Below are 18,325 nucleotides of genomic sequence, written 5' to 3' on the forward strand. Positions count from 1 at the left end.
CCAGATCCTGCCATCCGCGGAGTGCGCGTGGTCGGCCCGGCTCCCTCACCTGGGTCACGGTGGTGCGCGGCGGCCCGCGGGCACGGGCGGCGTGGACCCCGAGGGAGCGGGCGACGAGCCGTGAGTATGATCCGATGTCACTGCGAGAGGGGGCACGGCTTGATGAGCGCGCAGCCGATGAGCAGCGGCCGGGGCGGCCGGCAGGCACGCAAGGACCGGGGTACTCGCACGACGTGGCGCAACTGGGCGGGAAACGTCGCCATGGCTCCCGCCCGCACTGTCTCCCCCTCGACAACCGACGCACTGTCGGAGGCCGTGCGCCGCGCCGCCGAGGACGGCCTGCGGGTCAAGGCCGTCGGTACGGGGCACTCCTTCACCGCCGCGGCCGTCACCGACGGGATGCTGATCCGGCCGGAACACCTCGTCGGCATCCGCGGGTTGGACCGTGACGCCGGCACCGTGACGGTGGCCGCCGGGACCAGCATCAAGCACCTCAACGAGACGCTGGCCGCCGCCGGACTGTCGCTGACGAACATGGGCGACATCATGGAGCAGACGGTCTCCGGCGCCGTCAGCACCGGGACCCACGGCACCGGCCGTGCCTCGGCCTCGCTGGCGGCGCAGGTCACCGGGCTGGAGCTGGTGTGCGCCGACGGCTCCGTGCTGCGGTGTTCGGAGCAGGAGAACGCGGAGGTCTTCGCCGCGGCCCGGCTCGGGCTCGGTGCGCTCGGAGTGATCAGCGAACTGACCTTCTCCGTCGAACCGGAGTTCCTGCTCACCGCGCGCGAGGAGCCGATGGCCTTCGAGGCGGTGACGCGGGACTTCGATCAACTCGTCGCCGAGAACGAGCACTTCGAGTTCTACTGGTTCCCGCACACCGACAGCTGCAACACCAAGCGCAACAACCGCAGCGAGGGTCCGGCGCGGCCGCTGCCGCGCGTGCGCGGATGGATAGACGACGAGTTGCTCTCCAACGGCGTCTTCCAGGGCGTCTGTTCGCTGGGAGCCGCCGCCCCGGCCGTCGTTCCTCCCATCGCGCGCATCTCCAGCAGGGCACTCTCGGCGCGTACGTACACGGACATCCCGTACCGGGTCTTCACCAGCCCGCGGCGTGTGCGCTTCATCGAGATGGAGTACGCCCTGCCGCGCGAGGCTCTTGTGCCGGCCCTGTGGGAGCTGAAGCAGCTCGTCGAGCGTTCGCGCCTCCAGATCAGCTTCCCCGTCGAGGTACGCACGGCACCGGCGGACGGAATCCCGCTCTCGACGGCGCAGGGACGTGAGACGGGGTACATCGCCGTACACATGTACCGCGGTTCACCTCACGAGGCGTATTTCACGGAGGCCGAGCGGATCATGACGGCCCATGGCGGGCGTCCGCACTGGGGCAAGCTGCACTCGCGCGACGCCGCGTATCTCGCGTCGTCATATCCGCGCTTCGAGGAATTCACCCGGGTCCGCGACAGACTCGACCCCGATCGCGTCTTCGGCAACGACTATCTGCGGCGCGTACTCGGCGAGTGACGCGACCCGGCACGTGGGAAATCGGCCGGAGAACCGCGGGGGGCCGGCATCTGACCAGCGACGACTGAACTCAACCACGGCCGGGCAAGGGCAACATGGCGTGCCCCGCGCAGCGGGGGGAGCACGCCCCGGCCCCGTTCGCCGGTGCTCTGCCTCCGTCCGCCCCCGGCGCGCCCCCGTTCACAGGAAGGCTCGCCGATGCGTCCGAAGTCGTCGCCGGTCCGGGGGACTTGCTGTTCTGACCTGTCAATATGCGGCGCTTAGCGATTCGTTCATAACGTGCGCCTAAGTGGGCAATATCCGAAGTGAATGACTCCGTTCCGGGCGGTTCTGTGACCCTTGCCACCTGCGGAGGCCCTTTCTAGGCTTGTCCTGACCATCAAATCCCCTTCCCCGCGAGCAATTTGAACGGCGCGCCGGTCCACCCCCGTGGCCCTAATGGAGTAGTGTGACGAGCCCTGGCCTCGGCTCAGACCCGGCTCAGGCAGCACAGGTGACGAGGACGGTCACTATGCGTTGCGAAGTGATAACCGTGCCGCAGGCGGCTCCGGGAAGGTCCCGGTCGCCGGACAGGTCGGCAAGGTTGTGGCAGGCCGCACACGGGCAGGCCACACTCGTCCAGCGGGAGCAGCGACGCACGTGATGTCGGCAGGCACCACCCGGGAGGTTCACATGCCCGAACTGCGTGTCGTGGCCGTCAGCAACGACGGCACACGTCTGGTGCTCAAAGCTGCCGACAGCACGGAATACACCCTTCCGATTGACGAGCGGCTGCGGGCCGCCGTACGCAACGACCGCGCACGCCTCGGCCAGATCGAGATCGAGGTCGAGAGCCACCTGCGCCCCCGTGACATCCAGGCGCGTATACGGGCCGGTGCCTCCGCTGAGGAGGTCGCACAGCTCGCGGGGATCCCCGTCGACCGCGTACGCCGCTTCGAGGGCCCCGTGCTCGCGGAGCGTGCGTTCATGGCGGAGCGCGCACGCAAGACGCCGGTGCGCCGCCCCGGGGAGAACGCCGGTCCTCAGCTCGGTGAGGCCGTTGCCGAGCGGCTGCTGCTGCGCGGCGCCGACAAGGACGCGGTGCACTGGGATTCCTGGAGACGGGACGACGGCACCTGGGAAGTGCTGCTCGCCTACCGGGTCGCCGGCCAGGCTCACTCCGCGACGTGGACGTACGACCCGCCGCGTCGGCTGGTACAGGCCGTCGACGACGAGGCTCGCTCGCTCATCGGCGAGACCGACGACACGCCGGAGCCCAGCACTCCCTTCGTGCCGCGGATCGCGAGGCTCCCCAGGGAGCGGAGCGACAAGAGCGACCGCGCGGACCTGGATCCCACCGCGTTCTCCGGCGACGGAGGCGCGGACGGCGAACCGGACTCTCTGACAAGCCTGTTGGAGGCCGTGCCCAACTTCCGCGGCGACCTCGTCGTGCCGGAGCAGCAGAACGCGCCCGCGTCCGCCACTCACGCCTCGTCCACCTCGGAGACGGAGAACTCCTCCGACGACGACCGGGAGACCGAGGAAGAGGAGGAGCCGGTCGAGCCTCCGGCCACGGCCGCGGGTGCCGGTTCGGCGTACGCGGACGTGCTGATGCCCCGTTCGGTCAGCGCTCACCGCGACCGGCTGAAGGGGAACACCGACCGACAGGCCGAGGCGGACGGTGTGCGTCCCGGTCGCCGTGCCGCGGTGCCCAGTTGGGACGAGATCGTCTTCGGCACACGCCGCAAGAAGGACTGAACGCGCACGCCCTACCGGAGCGCCCGGTGATCAACGGCCGCACAATGCGGCTACCGGGTGCTCCGGTTGGTGTGCGGTGCCTTCCGTTCAGCGATCTGTCACGCGCGAACTCGCCCGCGCCTCAGCCCGATTCGGGGCCCGTGGCGACCGGCCGGGCCGTGTCCCCGGACCACTCGCTCCAGGACCCGGGGTACAGGGCCGCGTCGATTCCCGCCTCGGCCAGCGCGAGGATCTCGTGCGCGGCCGAGACTCCCGAACCGCAGTAGACGCCGACCTCGGTCCCCTCGCTGACGCCCAACTCGCGGAAGCGGGCCCGTAGTTCGCGAGGGTCGCGCAGCAGCGGCGCTTCCTTCTCCCCGGCATCCGTCACGTTCTCCGACGTCGGGGCGGACACGGCACCCGGGATGTGCCCGCCGACCCGGTCGATCGGCTCCACCTCGCCCCGGTACCGCTCGGCCGCCCGGGCGTCCAGGAGCACACCGCGCCGCGCCAGTGCCGCCGCACCCTCGGCGTCCAGCACGGGCAGCGCTCCCGGGCGTGGCGTGAAGTCGCCCGGCTCCGGCTTCACTTCGCCGGTCTCGAGAGGCCCGTCCCACGCGGCGAGGCCGCCGTCCAGCACGCGGACGTTCCCGTGGCCGGCCCAGCGCAGCAGCCACCACGCCCGGGCCGCGGCCCAGCCCGTACCTCCGTCGTAGACGACGACGGGACGCGAGCCGGAGACTCCCGCCCGCCGCATGGCCGCCCCGAAGACCTCCGGGTCCGGCAGTGGGTGGCGGCCGGAACCGCCCGGCGGCGCTGCCAGTTCGGAGTCCAGGTCGACGTAGACGGCTCCGGGCAGGTGGCCGGCCTCGTGGTCCGGCCTGCCGTTCGGTCCGCCGAGCTGCCAGCGCACGTCGAGGAGCACGGGGGGCTCGTCGCGGGAGAGTTCGTCCGCGAGAGCTGATACGGAAGTGATGGCTGTCATTCCGCCATTTTCACTCACGTGTGCGGAACGGACCGATGCGAAAGGGGAATTACCGGTGGTGTCGGTGACTATGGCGCCACAGGTGGTGCGACCATCGGTAAGCGGCACGGAAGGGTACGGAATCCGAAGCGGTCACATCGCAGCCAACACACGACGGGACCACATCGACGATGGTCACGAGGGAGACAACACGTATGACGGAGTCGATCACTCGGCACACACAGCCGGGACAGATGCCCGGCACACCCTGCTGGGCGAGCCTGCTGGTGCAGGAGCTGGCCACGAGCCAGGAGTTCTACCACCAGCTGTTCGGATGGGAGTTCTACTCGGGGCCCCGCCAACCGGGGCCCTACGTACGGGCGTTGGCGGACGGGCACGAAGTGGCGGGCCTGGGGGAGATCGTCCCCGGCCGGCGTCTGAACGTCGCCTGGCTGCCGTACATGGCGAGCGACGACGCGGACGCGACCGCCGGCCTGATCCGCGAACGGGGAGGGACCGTCGCCGTCGGGCCGCTGGACGCGGACAACGCGGGCCGCATGGCGATCGCGGCCGACACCGCGGGTGCGGGCTTCGGCGTGTGGCAGCCCGCGCCGCAGCCGGACAGCCTCACCCCGGCCACGGCCGAGGTGCCCGGGGCGCCGGTCTGGTACGAGCTGATCACCCGTGAGTCCTCGGCGGCCGGCAGCTTCTATCCCGCGGTCTTCGGCTACGAGCCCACCGCCGACGGGGCCGGGAACGCCGACGGCGCCGGGAACGGCAACGGCGGCGACTCGAACGGCGGGAACGGCCGGGACTATGTGACGCTCCATGTGAACGGCGAGCCCGTGGCGGGCATCCACGGCGTCGGGCAGGCTCTCCCCCGCGACCGCGGACCGTACTGGAAGACCTACTTCGCCGTCGCCGACGCGGACGCCACCATGCGGCGCGTCGCCGAACTGGGCGGATCCGTCGTGCACTTGCCGACCGACACCCCGCACGGCCGGGTCGCCACGGCCGCCGACCCGGAGGGCGCGCAGTTCAGCGTGATCGCGCACCTCTGACGGCCGGGAGCGGTGAGCGGGGGTGCTAGGTGACGTGCGGCGTGGCGGGGGCGTCGATGGGCAGCACGTCCGGGGAGAGCGCCCCCGCCCGCGCCGTCGCGGACGTCAGCCGGCGTCGGTGGTGACGGCGGCAGAGCACCTCGTAGCCGACTTCGCCGGTGGGCTCGCCCACGTCGCCGACGACGACCTGTGCGCCCTCGACGACCATCTTCCCGCCGACCGTACGGGCGTTGTGCGTGGCCCGGGCACCGCACCAGCACAGCGCCTCGACCTGAAGCACCTCGATGCGGTCGGCCAGTTCCATCAGCCGCTGCGAGCCGGGGAAGAGCCTCGTGCGGAAGTCGGTTGCGATGCCGAAGGCGAAGACATCCATGCCCAAGTCGTCGACGATGCGGGCCAGTTGATCGATCTGCTCAGCGGTGAGGAACTGCGCCTCGTCCACGATGACGTAGTCGGTGCGGCCCCCGGCGGTCAGGTGCTTCACCAGGTGCACGTGGAAGTCGAAGCCGTCCCTCGCCTCCACGGCATCGGTAACGAGCCCGAGCCGGGACGAGAGACGCCCCTCCCCCGCACGGTCGTTGCGGGTGAAGATCATGCCCTGAAGGCCACGGGTGGAACGGTTGTGCTCGATCTGGAGAGCCAGTGTCGACTTGCCGCAGTCCATGGTCCCGGAGAAGAACACCAGCTCTGGCATGGAGACGTCGGCCTTTCTGCGCTCGCGGGCAGGTCGGTGTGTGCTCGTACGGGCCCGCGGGGCCGGCGTACGGGCTGCTTGGGCTACGTACGGACTTCGAGGAGCGGGACGAGCTGTTCGGCGGAGGTGGCGGAACCGTGCATCCCGATGAGCGCGGACTCCTTGGGCTCGCGCTCCGTCGCCACGACGGCTGAGTCGCCGCTCATCGCCGCCACGACGTCGCCGATGCGGGCGTGCACCCGGGCGTCGATCCGTGGCCCGAACCACCCCAGTTCCACGGCCTCTTCGCGGGTGGCGACCCACGCGTGGCCCGCGAGTACCTCACGCCAGACCGACGCCACGTCGCGCGCGGCACCGGGCACGACGTAGAGGTGACGCATCCTGCCCTCGCCGCCGAGCTCGGCGATGCCGGCTCTCAGTTCCCAGTCCTCGTCGACGTCGAATCTGGACTGCGGGGTGAGGGGGACGTCGACCATGCCGTGGTCGGCGGTGATGTACAACGCGGAACGGGGCGGCAGTTGCTCGGCGAGCCGCTGGGCGAGCCGGTCCACGTACATCAGCTGTCCGCGCCAGGCGTCGGAGTCGATGCCGTACCGGTGGCCGTGGCCGTCGAGTTCGGCGTAGTAGGTGTAGACGAGCGTGCGGTCCGAGGCGGCGAGCCGCTCGGCCGCCTGGTCCATGCGGTCCTCGGCGCTGAGGACCCCGAAGAACGTTCCGCCCGACAGCGCGACGCGCGTGAGCGGCGTCTGCTCGAAGTGCGGCGCGGAGACCTGGCTCGCGGTGATTCCGCCGGCGTCGGCGAGCTGGAAGACCGTGGGGTAGGGCTGCCACACGTGCGGATCCGTCCAGGGCTGCCAGCGCAGCTGGTTCATCAGCCGGCCGGTGTCCGGATCGAGAGCGGTGTATCCGGGCAGGCCGTGCACGCCGGGGGGCAGGCCGGTGCCGACGGAGGCCAGCGACGTGGCGGTCGTGGAGGGGAACCCGGCGGTCAGTGCCGATCCGGTGCCGCCGAGTGAGGTGTGCAGCAGGGAGGTGAGGAACGGCGCCTCTTCGGGATGCGCGCGCAGCACGTCCCAGCCGAGCCCGTCGACGAGGAACACGCAGGCACGGTCGGCCGATTCGAGCCGAAGCCCGGTCGTCAGCCCCTCCAGGCCCTGTGCCGTGACGATGGCGGGCAGCAGGTCGGACAGCGACGCCAGGCCGTAGCGCGGCACGGGCGCGGTGCGCGGATCGAGCGGCAGCGGTTCCTGCGGGTTCTCGGTGGCGGCCTGTGCCATCAGGAAGGTGTCACCGTCGCCTCTGAGAGCGCCTGTGCGAAGGCGAGGGTCTGTCGCACGGTGTCGGGCCCGTCGGCCGCCTCACTGACACGGAGCGAGAGGTCGTCGGCGGTGGAGGAGCCCGTATAGCCGTGATCCGCCTCGCAGTTGGGGTCTCCGCAGGTGGCGGGCTCCATGTCCAGCCGGGAGACGGCACCCCAGCCGATGGTCAGCACGACCTCGCGTGGCAGCGTCCCGGGCGTGTAGGACTCGGGGTCGGCGACGACGCGGGAGAGCACGACCGACGAGATGCGCTGGATCTTCACGGACTCCGTGGAGGTCGTGGCGTACGGCGAAGAGGAGGTGCCGTCGGCGGGCTGCTCGTCGGTGTGACTGACGAGGAAGCGCGTACCGGTGAGGACGAGGACCGTGACATGGCGGCGCACCTCGTTGGAGTCGAACGTCGTCTCCTGGTGCACGAGGTAGGAGGTGACGGGCTCGCCGCCCACCGCCGCCTCGACGGCCTCGGCCACAAGGGTCGGGTAGTAGCCGCTGCGCTCGATCGCCTCACGCAGCCCCTGGGTCGTCGTACCGGTCTTCGCCATGCGAGCCATCCTACGGGCCGGGGGACTCTCAGTAAGCGGGCAGGCTGCGGCGGCCCAGGTCGGTCCGCGGCGACGGCTCGGCGATCCGCACGGTCGCGCCGAGCACCGTGTGTCCCCGGGACCCCACGACCACGGGCTCCAGGTCCACGGCGACGATCTCGGGGTGGTCGTGCAGCAGACGCGACACCCGCTGCAGCAGCTCCTCAAGGGAAGCCACGTCCACGGGCTGCGCACCACGCCATCCGAAGAGGATCGGGGCGCTGCGGATGGCCCGCACCAGCTCGGCGGCGTCCTTGTCGGTGACGGGGACGAGGCGGTGCGCCACGTCTTCCAGCAGTTCGGACGGGGTGCCCGCGAGGCCGAAGGAGAGCACCACCCCGATGGACGGGTCGAGGGCCGCCCGGATGACGGTGTCGACGCCGCGTGGCGCCATGGTCTGCACTACCGGACGCAGCCCGGCCGCGTCGCCGAAGGTGTCCGTGAGCTCGTCGTGTGCGCGGCGCAGTTCGCTCTCCGAGGAAATGTCGAGGCGTACGCCGCCGAGGTCGGCGCGGTGGCGCAGGTGCGGGGCCGTGGTCTTGAGGGCGACGGGGTAGCCGATGCGTTCCGCCGCGGCCGCGGCCTGGTCAGGACCGGGCGCCGGGATCGTGGGCTCGACGACGATGCCGTAGCAGGCGAGCAGTGCGGCCGTGTCCTCGGCGCCGAGGGTGAGGCCGTGGCTCCTGCCGACTGCGGTCGCCGGGACGGTGGCGGCGCCCGTGGTGTCGGAGGCGCTGCAGGAGGCGGCCTCCGAAGTTCCCTCGGCGCCGGTCTCTGGAGCTCCGGACCCCTCCGCCTGAGCGGTGGACACGTCCGCGGTCCCCTGGGGCCCGTCGGTCCCGACCCCGACCCCAACCCCGGCCTCTGCCGCGTCCGCCGCCGCACGGGCGAGCAGTTCCGAGGCCGCGGTCTCGCCGGCCTCGAACTCCGGTACGCGTCCCGGGTTTTCCGCCTCGCGGCGCCAGCGCGAGTAGCGGGACGCCTCCGAGAGGGCGCGCACGGCTCGCTCGGGCGCGGGGTAGGAGGGGATGCCGCGCTCTGCGAGGGCGGAGTCGAGTCCCTCGATGGCCAGATGCACGACGGTGACGGGCTTGTCGGCTCCGTCCGAGGCCTCGCGCAGCGCGTCCGCCAGCTCCGCCGTCGGGGTGTCGCCGACCCATGGGATGACGGTGACGACGACCGCGTCCGTCTCCGGATCTTCCAGAGCGTCGCGCACGGCCTGCCGGTATTCGTCAGGCGTCGCGGACGTACCGAGGTCGCGGACGGGCTGCGGCCGCAGCTCACCGGCGAGCGCCGCGTCGTACGAGAGCAGACCGAGCGACTCGGCGTTGCCGAGGATCGCGGTGCGGGGCCCGGACGGAAGCGGCTGCGACACGAGCAGGGCGCCCGCGTCGAGCAGTTCGGTGACGGTGTCGACCATGACGACACCGGCCTGCCTGAGCAGCGTGGTGACGGTGGCGACCGGCGTGCTGGAGACCGGAGCAGCGTGCCCCGGCGGCGGTGCGCCGCCGCTGTGCCTCGCGCCCTTGACCACGACGACCGGCTTGCGTGCGGCGATGCGCCTGGCGAGCCGGGTGAATTTCCGCGGATTGCCGATCGATTCGAGGTAGAGCAGCGTGACGTCGGTGTCGGGATCGTCGTCCCAGTGCTGGAGGACGTCGTTGCCTGAGACGTCCGCCCGGTTTCCCGCGGAGACGAAGCTGGACAGCCCGATGCCGCGCTGATGGAGCCCGGCAAGCAGGGCGATGCCGATGGCGCCGGACTGCGTGAACAGGCCGACCCTGCCGCGGGCGGGCATCTCCGGCGAGAGCGTCGCGTTGAGACGCACGTCCGGGTCGGTGTTCATCAGCCCGAAGGCGTTCGGTCCGATGACGCGTGTGCCGTACGAGCGTGCCAGACGGACGAGTTCGCGCTGCTCGTCACGGGTGAAGTCCGCGGTGAGCACGACGAGTCCCTGCACACCCGCCTCGCCGCACTCCCGCGCGAGTGCCTGCACCTGGCTCGCGGGAACGGCCACGACTGCCAGGTCGAGGTGCTCGGGGACATCCTTGACTGAACGGTGCGCGGGAACGCCGCCGAGTTCGGTCCCTCCCTCGGGAAGCTCATGGTTGACCGCGTACACGCGACCCGTGAACCCGCAGGTGCGCAGGCTCTCCAGGACCCTGCGGCCGGCACCGCGCGGCGAGCGGCTCGCGCCGATGACCGCGACGGAGCCGGGGGCCAGCAGCCGGCGCACGGAGCGGCCCTCGGCTCGCTGTTCACGTGCGCTCATGACGGCGAGGGACCGCTCGGTCGGTTCGAGGTCGAAGGTGAGGTGGACGGAGCCGTCCTCGAAACTGCGGTGCTGCGAGTAGCCCGCGTCCGTGAAGACCTTGATCATCTTGTTGTTGGCGGGCAGCACTTCGGCGATGAAGCGCTGGATGCCCCGCTCGCGCGCCACGGCCGCGATGTGTTCGAGGAGCGCGGAAGCCACACCACGGCCCTGATGGTCGTCGCGCACCAGGAAGGCCACCTCTGCCTGGGCAGAGCCGCCCTCGTCGGAGGAGCTGGCCGCGCGTCCTGAATCGTCGACCCGGTCGTAGCGGACCGTGGCGATGAACTCGCCGCCCACGGTGGCGGCGAGGCCCACCCGGTCGACGTAGTCGTGATGTGTGAAGCGCCGCACATCGCGGTCGGAGAGGCGTGGGTACGGGGCGAAGAAGCGGTAATACTTCGACTCGTCGGATACACGTTCGTAGAAGGCGACAAGCCGGTCTGCATCGTCCGCAGTGATGGGCCTGATGAGCGCGGTGCCGCCGTCCCGGAGCACCACGTCGGCCTCCCAGTGCGCCGGATACGCACGCTCCCGAGGGGTACGCATGGGACTCAGGGTAAGGCCGCACGGGCAAGTCCGGCCCCGGACATTCCTCAGCGCACGTCAAGGGGGTGCGGCCGTCAGCCAAGAGAGGCATGCGAGACTTGTTCCCTGCCGGACGAAAGCACGACCTGAAGGGCAACAACCATGGTAGAGCGCCGCGTCACCGTCGGGTGGGCCGAGGGCTTGCACGCCCGTCCTGCCTCGATCTTCTGCCGCGCGGCAGCTGCGGCCGGTGTCCCCGTCACGGTCAAGAAGGGCGACGACGGCGCTCCCGTCAACGCCGCATCGATGCTCGGTGTCCTCGGGCTGGGCGCCGAAGCCGGCGAGGAGATCGTGCTCGCGTCCGACTCGGTGGACGCGGAGGGCGCGCTGGAGCGTCTGGCCACGCTGGTCTCCGAGGGCCTGGAAGAACTGCCCGAGACCGTCTGACTGCCCCTCTACGCGTATAGCGCCGCGGCGGAGCGCGGCGCCCACGAGTTCGCGGCAGCGCCACCGTCAATACGAAGAGCCCCCGGTCGCCGGTGAGCGGCCGGGGGCTCTTCGATGCCTTGCCGGAAGGCGTACGGGTACGCCGGATCCGTGGGGCAGTTCCGCGCGGACGGTCAGAGACTGACGCCGTGCTTCCTCAGGTAGCCGACCGGGTCCATGTCCGAACCGTAGTCCGAACCCGTGCGGGCCTCGAAGTGCAGGTGCGGACCCGTGGTGTTGCCCGTGGAGCCCGACAGCGCGATCTTCTGGCCCGGCTTGACCTGCTGGCCGACCGAGACGTTGATCGACGACAGGTGGCCGTACTGGGTGTAGGTGCCGTCGCGGTGCTTGACGACGACGTTGTTCCCGAACGAGCCGTCGCTGCCTGCCTCGACGACCTCGCCGGCGGCGACGGACCGCACCTCGGTCCCCTCGTCCGCCTGGAAGTCGACGCCGGTGTGGCTGCCGGAGGACCACAGCCCGCCGGAGCTCTGGTACGGCGTGGAGACCGACGCACCCTCGAGGGGGGCGACGTACGCGTTGAGCTTCTTCCGCTCGGCGGCCCTGGCTGCCTTCTCCTTGGCCTCGCGCTCGCGCTTCGCCTTCTCGGCGGCCGCCTTGCGCTTGGCCTCGTTGGCGGCCTTGGCCTGTGCGGCCGCGGCCTTCTGGAGCCGGGCCTGGTCGCTGACGGTGTCGGCGATCGAGTCGCCGAATCCAAGGGCGTGGCTCAGACCGGTGTCGTGAGTCTCCTGTTCGGTCCCGCGAGTGGTGTCCTCAGCGGTCTTGTCTGCCCCGCTGCTCGCCGCCTGCGGCTGTCCGCCGGTGTCGGCCAGAGCGGGCGATGCGAGCGATCCGACCACGCCGAAGGTCAGGCCGGCTATGCCTGCTGCCCTCGCGCGTCGGCTCATGGGGCGGGTACGCCGATGCGTCCCGGTGGCACGGATGAACGCCATGGTGTGGCGTGACTCCTTTCCCTCCTTCTCGCCTACCGGGTCTGCCAACTGCCTGCGTGGCTCCACGCAGGACCGCGCGCGGGGCTCCGTGCATGGGCACAGCGGAACTCCGGCGGGATCCGGCGGGAATCCGGGCAGAAGGGGCCCCCAGTCGGTTCGGAGCAGGAAGGTCTCCTACGGTCCGCTGGGCGGCGGACCGATTCACCCCACCCCTCCTCCGCCCTGCCGTTTCCGGCCCGGACTGGGAGGGACCCTCTGCGCCTGAGCGGCGCCGCGAGGGAAGGGCCCCCGGCTCTCCATGTGTACGTCGTCGTACGGGAGACTCGGCGATGCCGAACGTCGGCCGCGGTCGCGGTCACTTCTGACGAACAGCCGGATCGACGCTAAATGGGGCATCTGGCAACGGCCAAACCAAACCCTTGTTTTGTCGCATACCCCACACCACAGACCATGGCAGATACGGCAATCCGGGCAGGGCGAGCCTGGAACACCCTCGTGGGAGGACGAACAGGCAACGGCAGCGGCCCCGGTGGACGTCTTCCGTCCACCGGGGCCGCTGATGTCTCGTGGTTCCCGTGTCTCCCGTCGGGTGTACCGCAGCGCGGCTCCTCAGCCGCCGGTCACCACCTTGACCTCGCCGATCCCCAACTCCCGTACCGGATCGGCGATCTGTGAGGCGTCGCCGACGAGGATCGTGACCAGCCGGTCCGGCGGGAAGGCAGCGACGACCGCCGCCGTGGCCTCGACCGTGCCGGTGCGCGCCAGCTCCGCGTAGACGTTCGCCTGGTAGTCGTCCGGGAGTTGCTGCTCGACCTGTTCCGCGAGGGTGTCAGCGACGGCGGCTGCCGTCTCGTACTTCAGCGGCGCGACACCGACCAGATTCTGCACGGCCACATCGCGTTCCTCGTCCGAGAGCCCCTCGGCGGCCAGGGTGCGCAGCACCTGCCACAGATCGGCGAGGGCAGGGCCCGTGACGTCCGTGGCGACCGAGCCGGAGACCGCCAGCAGCGCCGCACCTGTCCCGTCCGTGGTGGAGCGCAGAACCTGCCCGAAGGAGCGCACACCGTAGGTGTAGCCCTTTTCCTCGCGCAGCACACGGTCCAGCCGCGAGGTGAGTGTGCCGCCGAGGCAGTACGTGCCCAGTACCTGCGCCGGCCAGACCCGGTCGTGCCTGTCGGGCCCGATGCGGCCGATCAGCAGCTGCGTCTGCACGGCCCCGGGACGGTCGACGATGACCACACGCCCGGTGTCGTCGGCGGTGATCGGCGGTGCCTTGCGCGGCTGGGTCGGAGCACCGGTCCAGGCGCCGAGCGTCTCGTCCAGTACGGCGTCGAGGTCGACACCTTCGAGGTCGCCGACCACGACGGCGGTGGCCGTCGCGGGCCGAACGTGCCTGTCGTAGAAGGCGCGGACGGCGGCCGCGTCGATGCGGGAGACCGTCTCCTCGGTGCCCTGGCGCGGCCGGGACATGCGCGCGGAGGCCGGGTACAGCTCCTTGGCCAGTTCCTTGGCGGCGCGCCGCGTGGGGTTGGCCAGCTCGTGCGGGATCTCGTCCAGACGGTTGCCGACGAGGCGCTCGATCTCGCTCTCGGGGAAGGCCGGGGCGCGCAACGAGTCGGCGAACAGGCCGAGCGCCTTGCGCAGCCGGGACGCGGGCACCTCCAGCGAGACGCGCACGGCGGCGTGGTCGGCGTACGCGTCGGTGGAGGCGCCGCAGCTCTCCAGCTCGTCGGCGAACTGCTCCGCGTCGAGCTTGTCCGTGCCCTCCGAGAAGGCGCGAGCCATGATCGTCGCGACGCCGTCGAGCCCGGCAGGCTCGGCGTCCAGCGGTGCCTGCAGGGTGACTTCGACGGCCACGACCTGCTGGCCGGGACGGTGACAGCGCAGCACGGTGAGCCCGTTGCCGAGCACGCCGCGGTCCGGCGCGGGGAAGGCCCACGGCCTGGGCTGCCCGCCGCGCGGCTGCGGGTGGAACTCCATCTGCTTGCCCTGCGCCTCCGACGTACCTGCCGCGGCGGTCTGTGGGTTCGGGGCGTCGCTCACTGGCCGGGCTCCTCGGTCTCGTCGTTCTCCTCGTCTGCGGCGGCCTGTTCGGTGGGCTCGTAGACGAGCACGGCACGGTTGTCCGCACGGAGCCGCGCGGCGGCCACCGCCCGCACCTCCTCGGCGCTGATGTCGAGGACGCGGTCGACGGCGGTCAGCGCGAGCTGAGGGTCGCCGAACAGGACGGCGTAGCGGCACAGTTCGTCGGCCCGGCCGCCCACGGTGGCGAGCCTGTCGAGCCACTCGCGCTCCAACTGGGCCTGCGCGCGCTCCATCTCGTCCGGTGCGGGGCCCTCCTCGGCGAAGCGCCGCAGCTCGTCGTCGATGGCCTCCTCGATCTGTGAGACCTCCACGCCCCCCGACGCCTTGACGTCCAGCCAGCCGAGGGACGGCGCACCCGCGAGCCGCAACAACCCGAACCCGGCGCCCACCGCGAGCCGGTCGCGGCGCACCAGGCGCTTGTTGAGGCGCGAGGACTCGCCGCCGCCGAGCGCGGTGAGCGCCAGGTCCGCGGCGTCGCACTCACGGGTGCCGTCGTGCGGCAGCCGGTAAGCGGCCATCAACGCGCGGGAGGGCACCTCCTCTTCGAGGAGCTCACGCTTCTCGCCGCCGATGACCTCCGGCAGGGTTCCGTCCCGCGGCGGCTTCTTGCCCTCGTGGCCGGGCACCGAGCCGAAGTACTTCTCGATCCAGCCGAGCGTCTGCTCCGGGTCGATGTCGCCGACGACGGTCAGCACCGCGTTGTTCGGGGCGTAGTACGTGCGGAAGAACTCGCGGGCGTCCTCGAGGGAGGCCGCGTCCAGGTCGGCCATCGAGCCGATCGGGGTGTGGTGGTAAGGGTGGCCCTCCGGGTAGGCCATGGCCGTCAGCTTCTCGAACGCGGTGCCGTACGGCACGTTGTCGTAGCGCTGGCGCCGCTCGTTCTTGACCACGTCGCGCTGGTTCTCCATGGACTCGTCGTCCAGGGCCGTCAGCAGGGAGCCCATGCGGTCCGCCTCCAGCCAGAGCGCGAGCTCCAACTCGTGGGCGGGCATGGTCTCGTAGTAGTTCGTACGCTCGAAGCTGGTCGAGCCGTTGAGCGATCCGCCCGCACCCTGGATCAGTTCGAAGTGGCCGTTTCCCTGCACCTGCGCGGAGCCCTGGAACATCAGGTGCTCGAAGAGATGAGCGAGCCCTGTGCGGCCCGCGACCTCGTGGCGGGAGCCGACGTCGTACCAGAGACAGACCGCTGCGACCGGGGTGAGATGGTCCTCGGAGAGCACGACGCGCAGGCCGTTGGCCAGCCGGTGCTCGGTCGCTGTCAGCCCGCCGGTGGCCGGCGGGGGCGTGGCAGTGTGACCCATGGGCATGGAGTCCCTTCGATCGCGTCAATTGCGTGTACGTACGCAAGCGGTCCTGTCACCCTATGCAACCGAGCCGAGAGCGTGCTGAGTTCCCGTACCGTACGCCCCGGAGCCGGGCTCGTCCCGTGTCGTTCCGCGTACCGACGGCGGGGAGCACACGGACGACGCCCCCGACCGCCGGGTCGGGGAACCGGTTGTCAGCGACGCGGTCCACAATGGTCCGCGTCAGACCCGCCTCCGCATCGGCCGGCCGCCCGGCCGCCCGCACGGTAAGCACAGAAGGAGCCGTAGCCGCGATGGCCCCCCGCAGTACGAAGACACAGCCGGACGATTTCGAGGAGCGCATCCTCGACATCGACGTCGTCGACGAGATGCAGGGCTCCTACCTGGAGTACGCCTACTCGGTCATCTACTCGAGGGCGCTGCCCGACGCGCGGGACGGCCTGAAGCCCGTGCAGCGGCGCATCCTCTACCAGATGCACGAGATGGGTCTGCGTCCCGAGCGCAGCCACGTGAAGTGCGCCCGCGTCGTCGGCGAGGTGATGGGAAAGCTCCACCCACACGGCGACTCGGCGATCTACGACACGCTGGTGCGCATGGCCCAGCCCTTCACGATGCGGCTGCCACTGGTCGACGGCCACGGCAACTTCGGCTCGCTGGGCAACGACGACCCGCCTGCCGCCATGCGCTACACGGAATGCAGGGCAACTCCCGCCGCGAACCTGATGGTCGAGTCGATCGACGAGGAGACCGTCGACTTCGCCGCCAACTACGACGGCAGCGAGCAGGAGCCCGGCACCCTTCCGGCCGCGTACCCCAACCTGCTGGTCAACGGCTCCTCCGGCATCGCGGTCGGCATGGCGACGAACATGCCGCCGCACAATCTGGCCGAAGTCATCTCCGCAGCCCGGCACTTGATCAAGCACCCCGGCGCCGACCTCGAGACGCTGATGCGTCATGTGCCCGGCCCGGACCTGCCGACGGGCGGACGGATCGTCGGCATGGAGGGCATTAAGGACGCCTACGCGAACGGCCGCGGCAGCTTCAAGACGCGAGCTACGGTCACCGTCGAGCAGGTCACCCCGCGCCGCAAGGGCCTTGTCGTGACGGAACTGCCGTTCACGGTCGGCCCGGAGAAGGTCATCTCCAAGATCAAGGACCTGGTCAACTCCAAGCGCCTGCAGGGCATCGCGGACGTCAAGGACCTCACGGACCGCGCGCACGGTCTGCGCCTGGTCATCGAGGTGAAGAACGGGTTCAACCCGGAGGCCGTCCTGGAGCAGCTGTACAAGCTGACACCCATGGAGGAGTCCTTCGGCATCAACAACGTTGCGCTGGTGGACGGTCAGCCGCTGACGCTGGGCCTCAAGGAGATGCTGGAGGTCTACGTCGACCACCGCTTCACGGTGGTGCGCAGGCGCAGCGAATTCCGGCGCCGCAAGCGGCAGGACAGGCTGCATCTGGTCGAGGGCCTGCTCGTCGCGCTCGTGGACATCGACGAGGTCATCAGGATCATCAGGTCGAGTGAGAACGCCGCGCAGGCCAAGGAGTCGCTCATCGCGCGGTTCGGCCTCAGCGACGTGCAGACGCAGTACATCCTGGACACGCCGCTGCGCCGCCTGACCAAGTTCGACCGGATCGAGCTGGAGAGCGAACGCGACCGTCTGCGTTCGGAGATCGAGGAGCTCACCCGGATCCTGGAGTCGGACGCGGAGCTGCGCAAGCTCGTCTCGAGTGAGCTCGCCCAGGTCGCGAAGAAGCACGGCACCCCGCGCCGCACCGAGCTGCTGGAAGCGGCCGGCGATCCCGTCGCGGCAGTCCCGCTCGAAGTCGCCGACGACCCGTGCCGGGTCCTGATGTCCTCGACCGGGCTGCTCGCCCGTACGGCCAACGGCGAGCCGGTCTTCGACCAGGAGGCGAAGCGCGCCAAGCACGATGTGATCGTCTCCGCCGTGCCCGCGACGACGCGCGGCGAGATCGGCGCCGTCACCTCGGCGGGGCGGCTGCTGCGCCTTGTCGTCGTCGACCTGCCGCAGCTGCCCGAGTCGGCGACATCGCCCAACTTGGCGGGTGGCGCGCAGATCTCGGAGTTCCTGACCCTGGAGGACGACGAGCAGGTCATCTGTCTGACGACGCTGGACGAGTCCTCACCAGGCCTCGCCCTGGGCACGGCGGCTGGCGTGGTGAAGCGGGTCGTCCCCGACTACCCCTCGCACAAGGAGGAGTTGGAGGTCATCTCCCTCCGCGAGGGCGACCGCATCGTCGGCGGTGCGGAACTGCGCACGGGCGAGGAGGACCTGGTCTTCATCACGGACGAGGCGCAGTTGTTGCGCTACGCGGCGAGCCAGGTCAGGCCGCAGGGGCGTGCGGCAGGCGGCATGACAGGCATCAAGCTGACCGGCGACGCCAAGGTGATCTCCTTCACCGCCGTCGATCCGGCCGTGGACGCGGTGGTCTTCACGCTCTCCGGGTCGCACGGCACGCTCGACGACTCGATCAGCACGGCCAAGCTCACGCCCTTCGACCAGTTCCCGAGGAAGGGCAGAGCGACGGGCGGCGTACGGTGCCAGCGCTTCCTGAAGGGTGAGGACTCGCTCACGATGGCGTGGGCGGGGCCCACTCCCGCGAAGGCCGCCTCGAAGACCGGCGCTCCGGCGGACCTGCCCGAGCTGGATCCCCGCAGGGACGGATCGGGCGTGCCCCTGAAGAAGCCGGTCGCGGTGGTCGCCGGGCCGGTCTAGGACATGGCGGTGCCGGGCCGCAGTGGGCGGCCCGGCACAGGTCCGATGACGGACTCGCGGGGTC

The 18,325-nt window shown here is 70.7% G+C and carries 13 protein-coding genes; 5 read left to right on the forward strand and 8 right to left on the reverse strand.

Annotated elements, in window-relative coordinates; translation table 11 throughout:
- Nucleotides 1–177: 177 nt before the first annotated feature.
- Nucleotides 178–1,521, forward strand: a complete 1,344-nt coding sequence (locus tag I004_RS0122715; protein ID WP_028437397.1) for a D-arabinono-1,4-lactone oxidase — start codon at nucleotides 178–180, stop codon at nucleotides 1,519–1,521.
- A 672-nt stretch (nucleotides 1,522–2,193) separates the two neighbouring features.
- Nucleotides 2,194–3,258 carry a septation protein SepH gene (sepH, locus tag I004_RS0122720; RefSeq protein WP_028437398.1) on the forward strand — a complete coding sequence of 355 codons (1,065 nt, stop codon included), beginning with the start codon at nucleotides 2,194–2,196 and terminating at the stop codon, nucleotides 3,256–3,258.
- Nucleotides 3,259–3,379: 121 nt separating this feature from the next.
- Here the strand turns inward: sepH and I004_RS0122725 are convergent, their stop codons facing one another.
- Nucleotides 3,380–4,222 carry a sulfurtransferase gene (locus I004_RS0122725; protein ID WP_028437399.1) on the reverse strand — a complete coding sequence of 281 codons (843 nt, stop codon included), beginning with the start codon at nucleotides 4,220–4,222 and terminating at the stop codon, nucleotides 3,380–3,382.
- 194 nt (nucleotides 4,223–4,416) lie between these two features.
- On the opposite strand from I004_RS0122725, the gene I004_RS0122730 reads away from it, so the two are divergent.
- The gene (locus I004_RS0122730; protein WP_028437400.1) at nucleotides 4,417–5,262 is read left to right on the forward strand and encodes a VOC family protein; all 846 of its coding nucleotides are present in this window, start codon (nucleotides 4,417–4,419) and stop codon (nucleotides 5,260–5,262) included.
- Between the two features lie 25 nt (nucleotides 5,263–5,287).
- Here the strand turns inward: I004_RS0122730 and I004_RS0122735 are convergent, their stop codons facing one another.
- The 4 genes from I004_RS0122735 to I004_RS0122750 all read right to left on the reverse strand — a co-directional run bounded on the left by I004_RS0122735 (nucleotide 5,288) and on the right by I004_RS0122750 (nucleotide 10,716).
- Nucleotides 5,288–5,956 (reverse strand): thymidine kinase, encoded by a 669-nt coding sequence (locus tag I004_RS0122735; protein ID WP_028437401.1) that lies wholly within the window; start codon nucleotides 5,954–5,956, stop codon nucleotides 5,288–5,290.
- Between the two features lie 83 nt (nucleotides 5,957–6,039).
- On the reverse strand, nucleotides 6,040–7,233 hold the full coding sequence (locus tag I004_RS0122740) for an alkaline phosphatase family protein (RefSeq protein ID WP_028437402.1): 1,194 nt from the start codon (nucleotides 7,231–7,233) through the stop codon (nucleotides 6,040–6,042).
- Nucleotides 7,233–7,817: a DUF5998 family protein gene (locus I004_RS0122745; RefSeq protein ID WP_028437403.1), complete on the reverse strand. Its 585-nt coding sequence runs from the start codon at nucleotides 7,815–7,817 to the stop codon at nucleotides 7,233–7,235. Before I004_RS0122745 ends, I004_RS0122740 begins: the two co-directional genes overlap by 1 nt.
- Nucleotides 7,818–7,845: 28 nt before the next feature.
- Complete coding sequence (locus I004_RS0122750; protein WP_028437404.1) at nucleotides 7,846–10,716, reverse strand: GNAT family N-acetyltransferase; 2,871 nt, start codon at nucleotides 10,714–10,716, stop codon at nucleotides 7,846–7,848.
- 141 nt (nucleotides 10,717–10,857) lie between these two features.
- On the opposite strand from I004_RS0122750, the gene I004_RS0122755 reads away from it, so the two are divergent.
- A complete protein-coding gene (locus I004_RS0122755; protein WP_028437405.1) occupies nucleotides 10,858–11,142 on the forward strand; it encodes an HPr family phosphocarrier protein in 285 nt (94 codons plus the stop codon).
- A gap of 173 nt (nucleotides 11,143–11,315) precedes the next feature.
- Here the strand turns inward: I004_RS0122755 and I004_RS0122760 are convergent, their stop codons facing one another.
- The 3 genes from I004_RS0122760 to I004_RS0122770 form a co-directional block, all read right to left on the reverse strand.
- Nucleotides 11,316–12,134 (reverse strand): M23 family metallopeptidase, encoded by an 819-nt coding sequence (locus I004_RS0122760; protein WP_028437406.1) that lies wholly within the window; start codon nucleotides 12,132–12,134, stop codon nucleotides 11,316–11,318.
- Between the two features lie 609 nt (nucleotides 12,135–12,743).
- Complete coding sequence (locus tag I004_RS0122765) at nucleotides 12,744–14,114, reverse strand: M16 family metallopeptidase (protein ID WP_028437407.1); 1,371 nt, start codon at nucleotides 14,112–14,114, stop codon at nucleotides 12,744–12,746.
- A gap of 59 nt (nucleotides 14,115–14,173) precedes the next feature.
- On the reverse strand, nucleotides 14,174–15,520 hold the full coding sequence (locus I004_RS0122770) for a M16 family metallopeptidase (RefSeq protein ID WP_028437408.1): 1,347 nt from the start codon (nucleotides 15,518–15,520) through the stop codon (nucleotides 14,174–14,176).
- Between the two features lie 296 nt (nucleotides 15,521–15,816).
- Between I004_RS0122770 and I004_RS0122775 the strand changes: the two genes are divergently transcribed.
- Nucleotides 15,817–18,261 (forward strand): DNA topoisomerase IV subunit A, encoded by a 2,445-nt coding sequence (locus I004_RS0122775; protein WP_028437409.1) that lies wholly within the window; start codon nucleotides 15,817–15,819, stop codon nucleotides 18,259–18,261.
- Nucleotides 18,262–18,325: the final 64 nt, after the last annotated feature.

It is taken from the genome of Streptomyces sp. TAA486, from assembly GCF_000426165.1.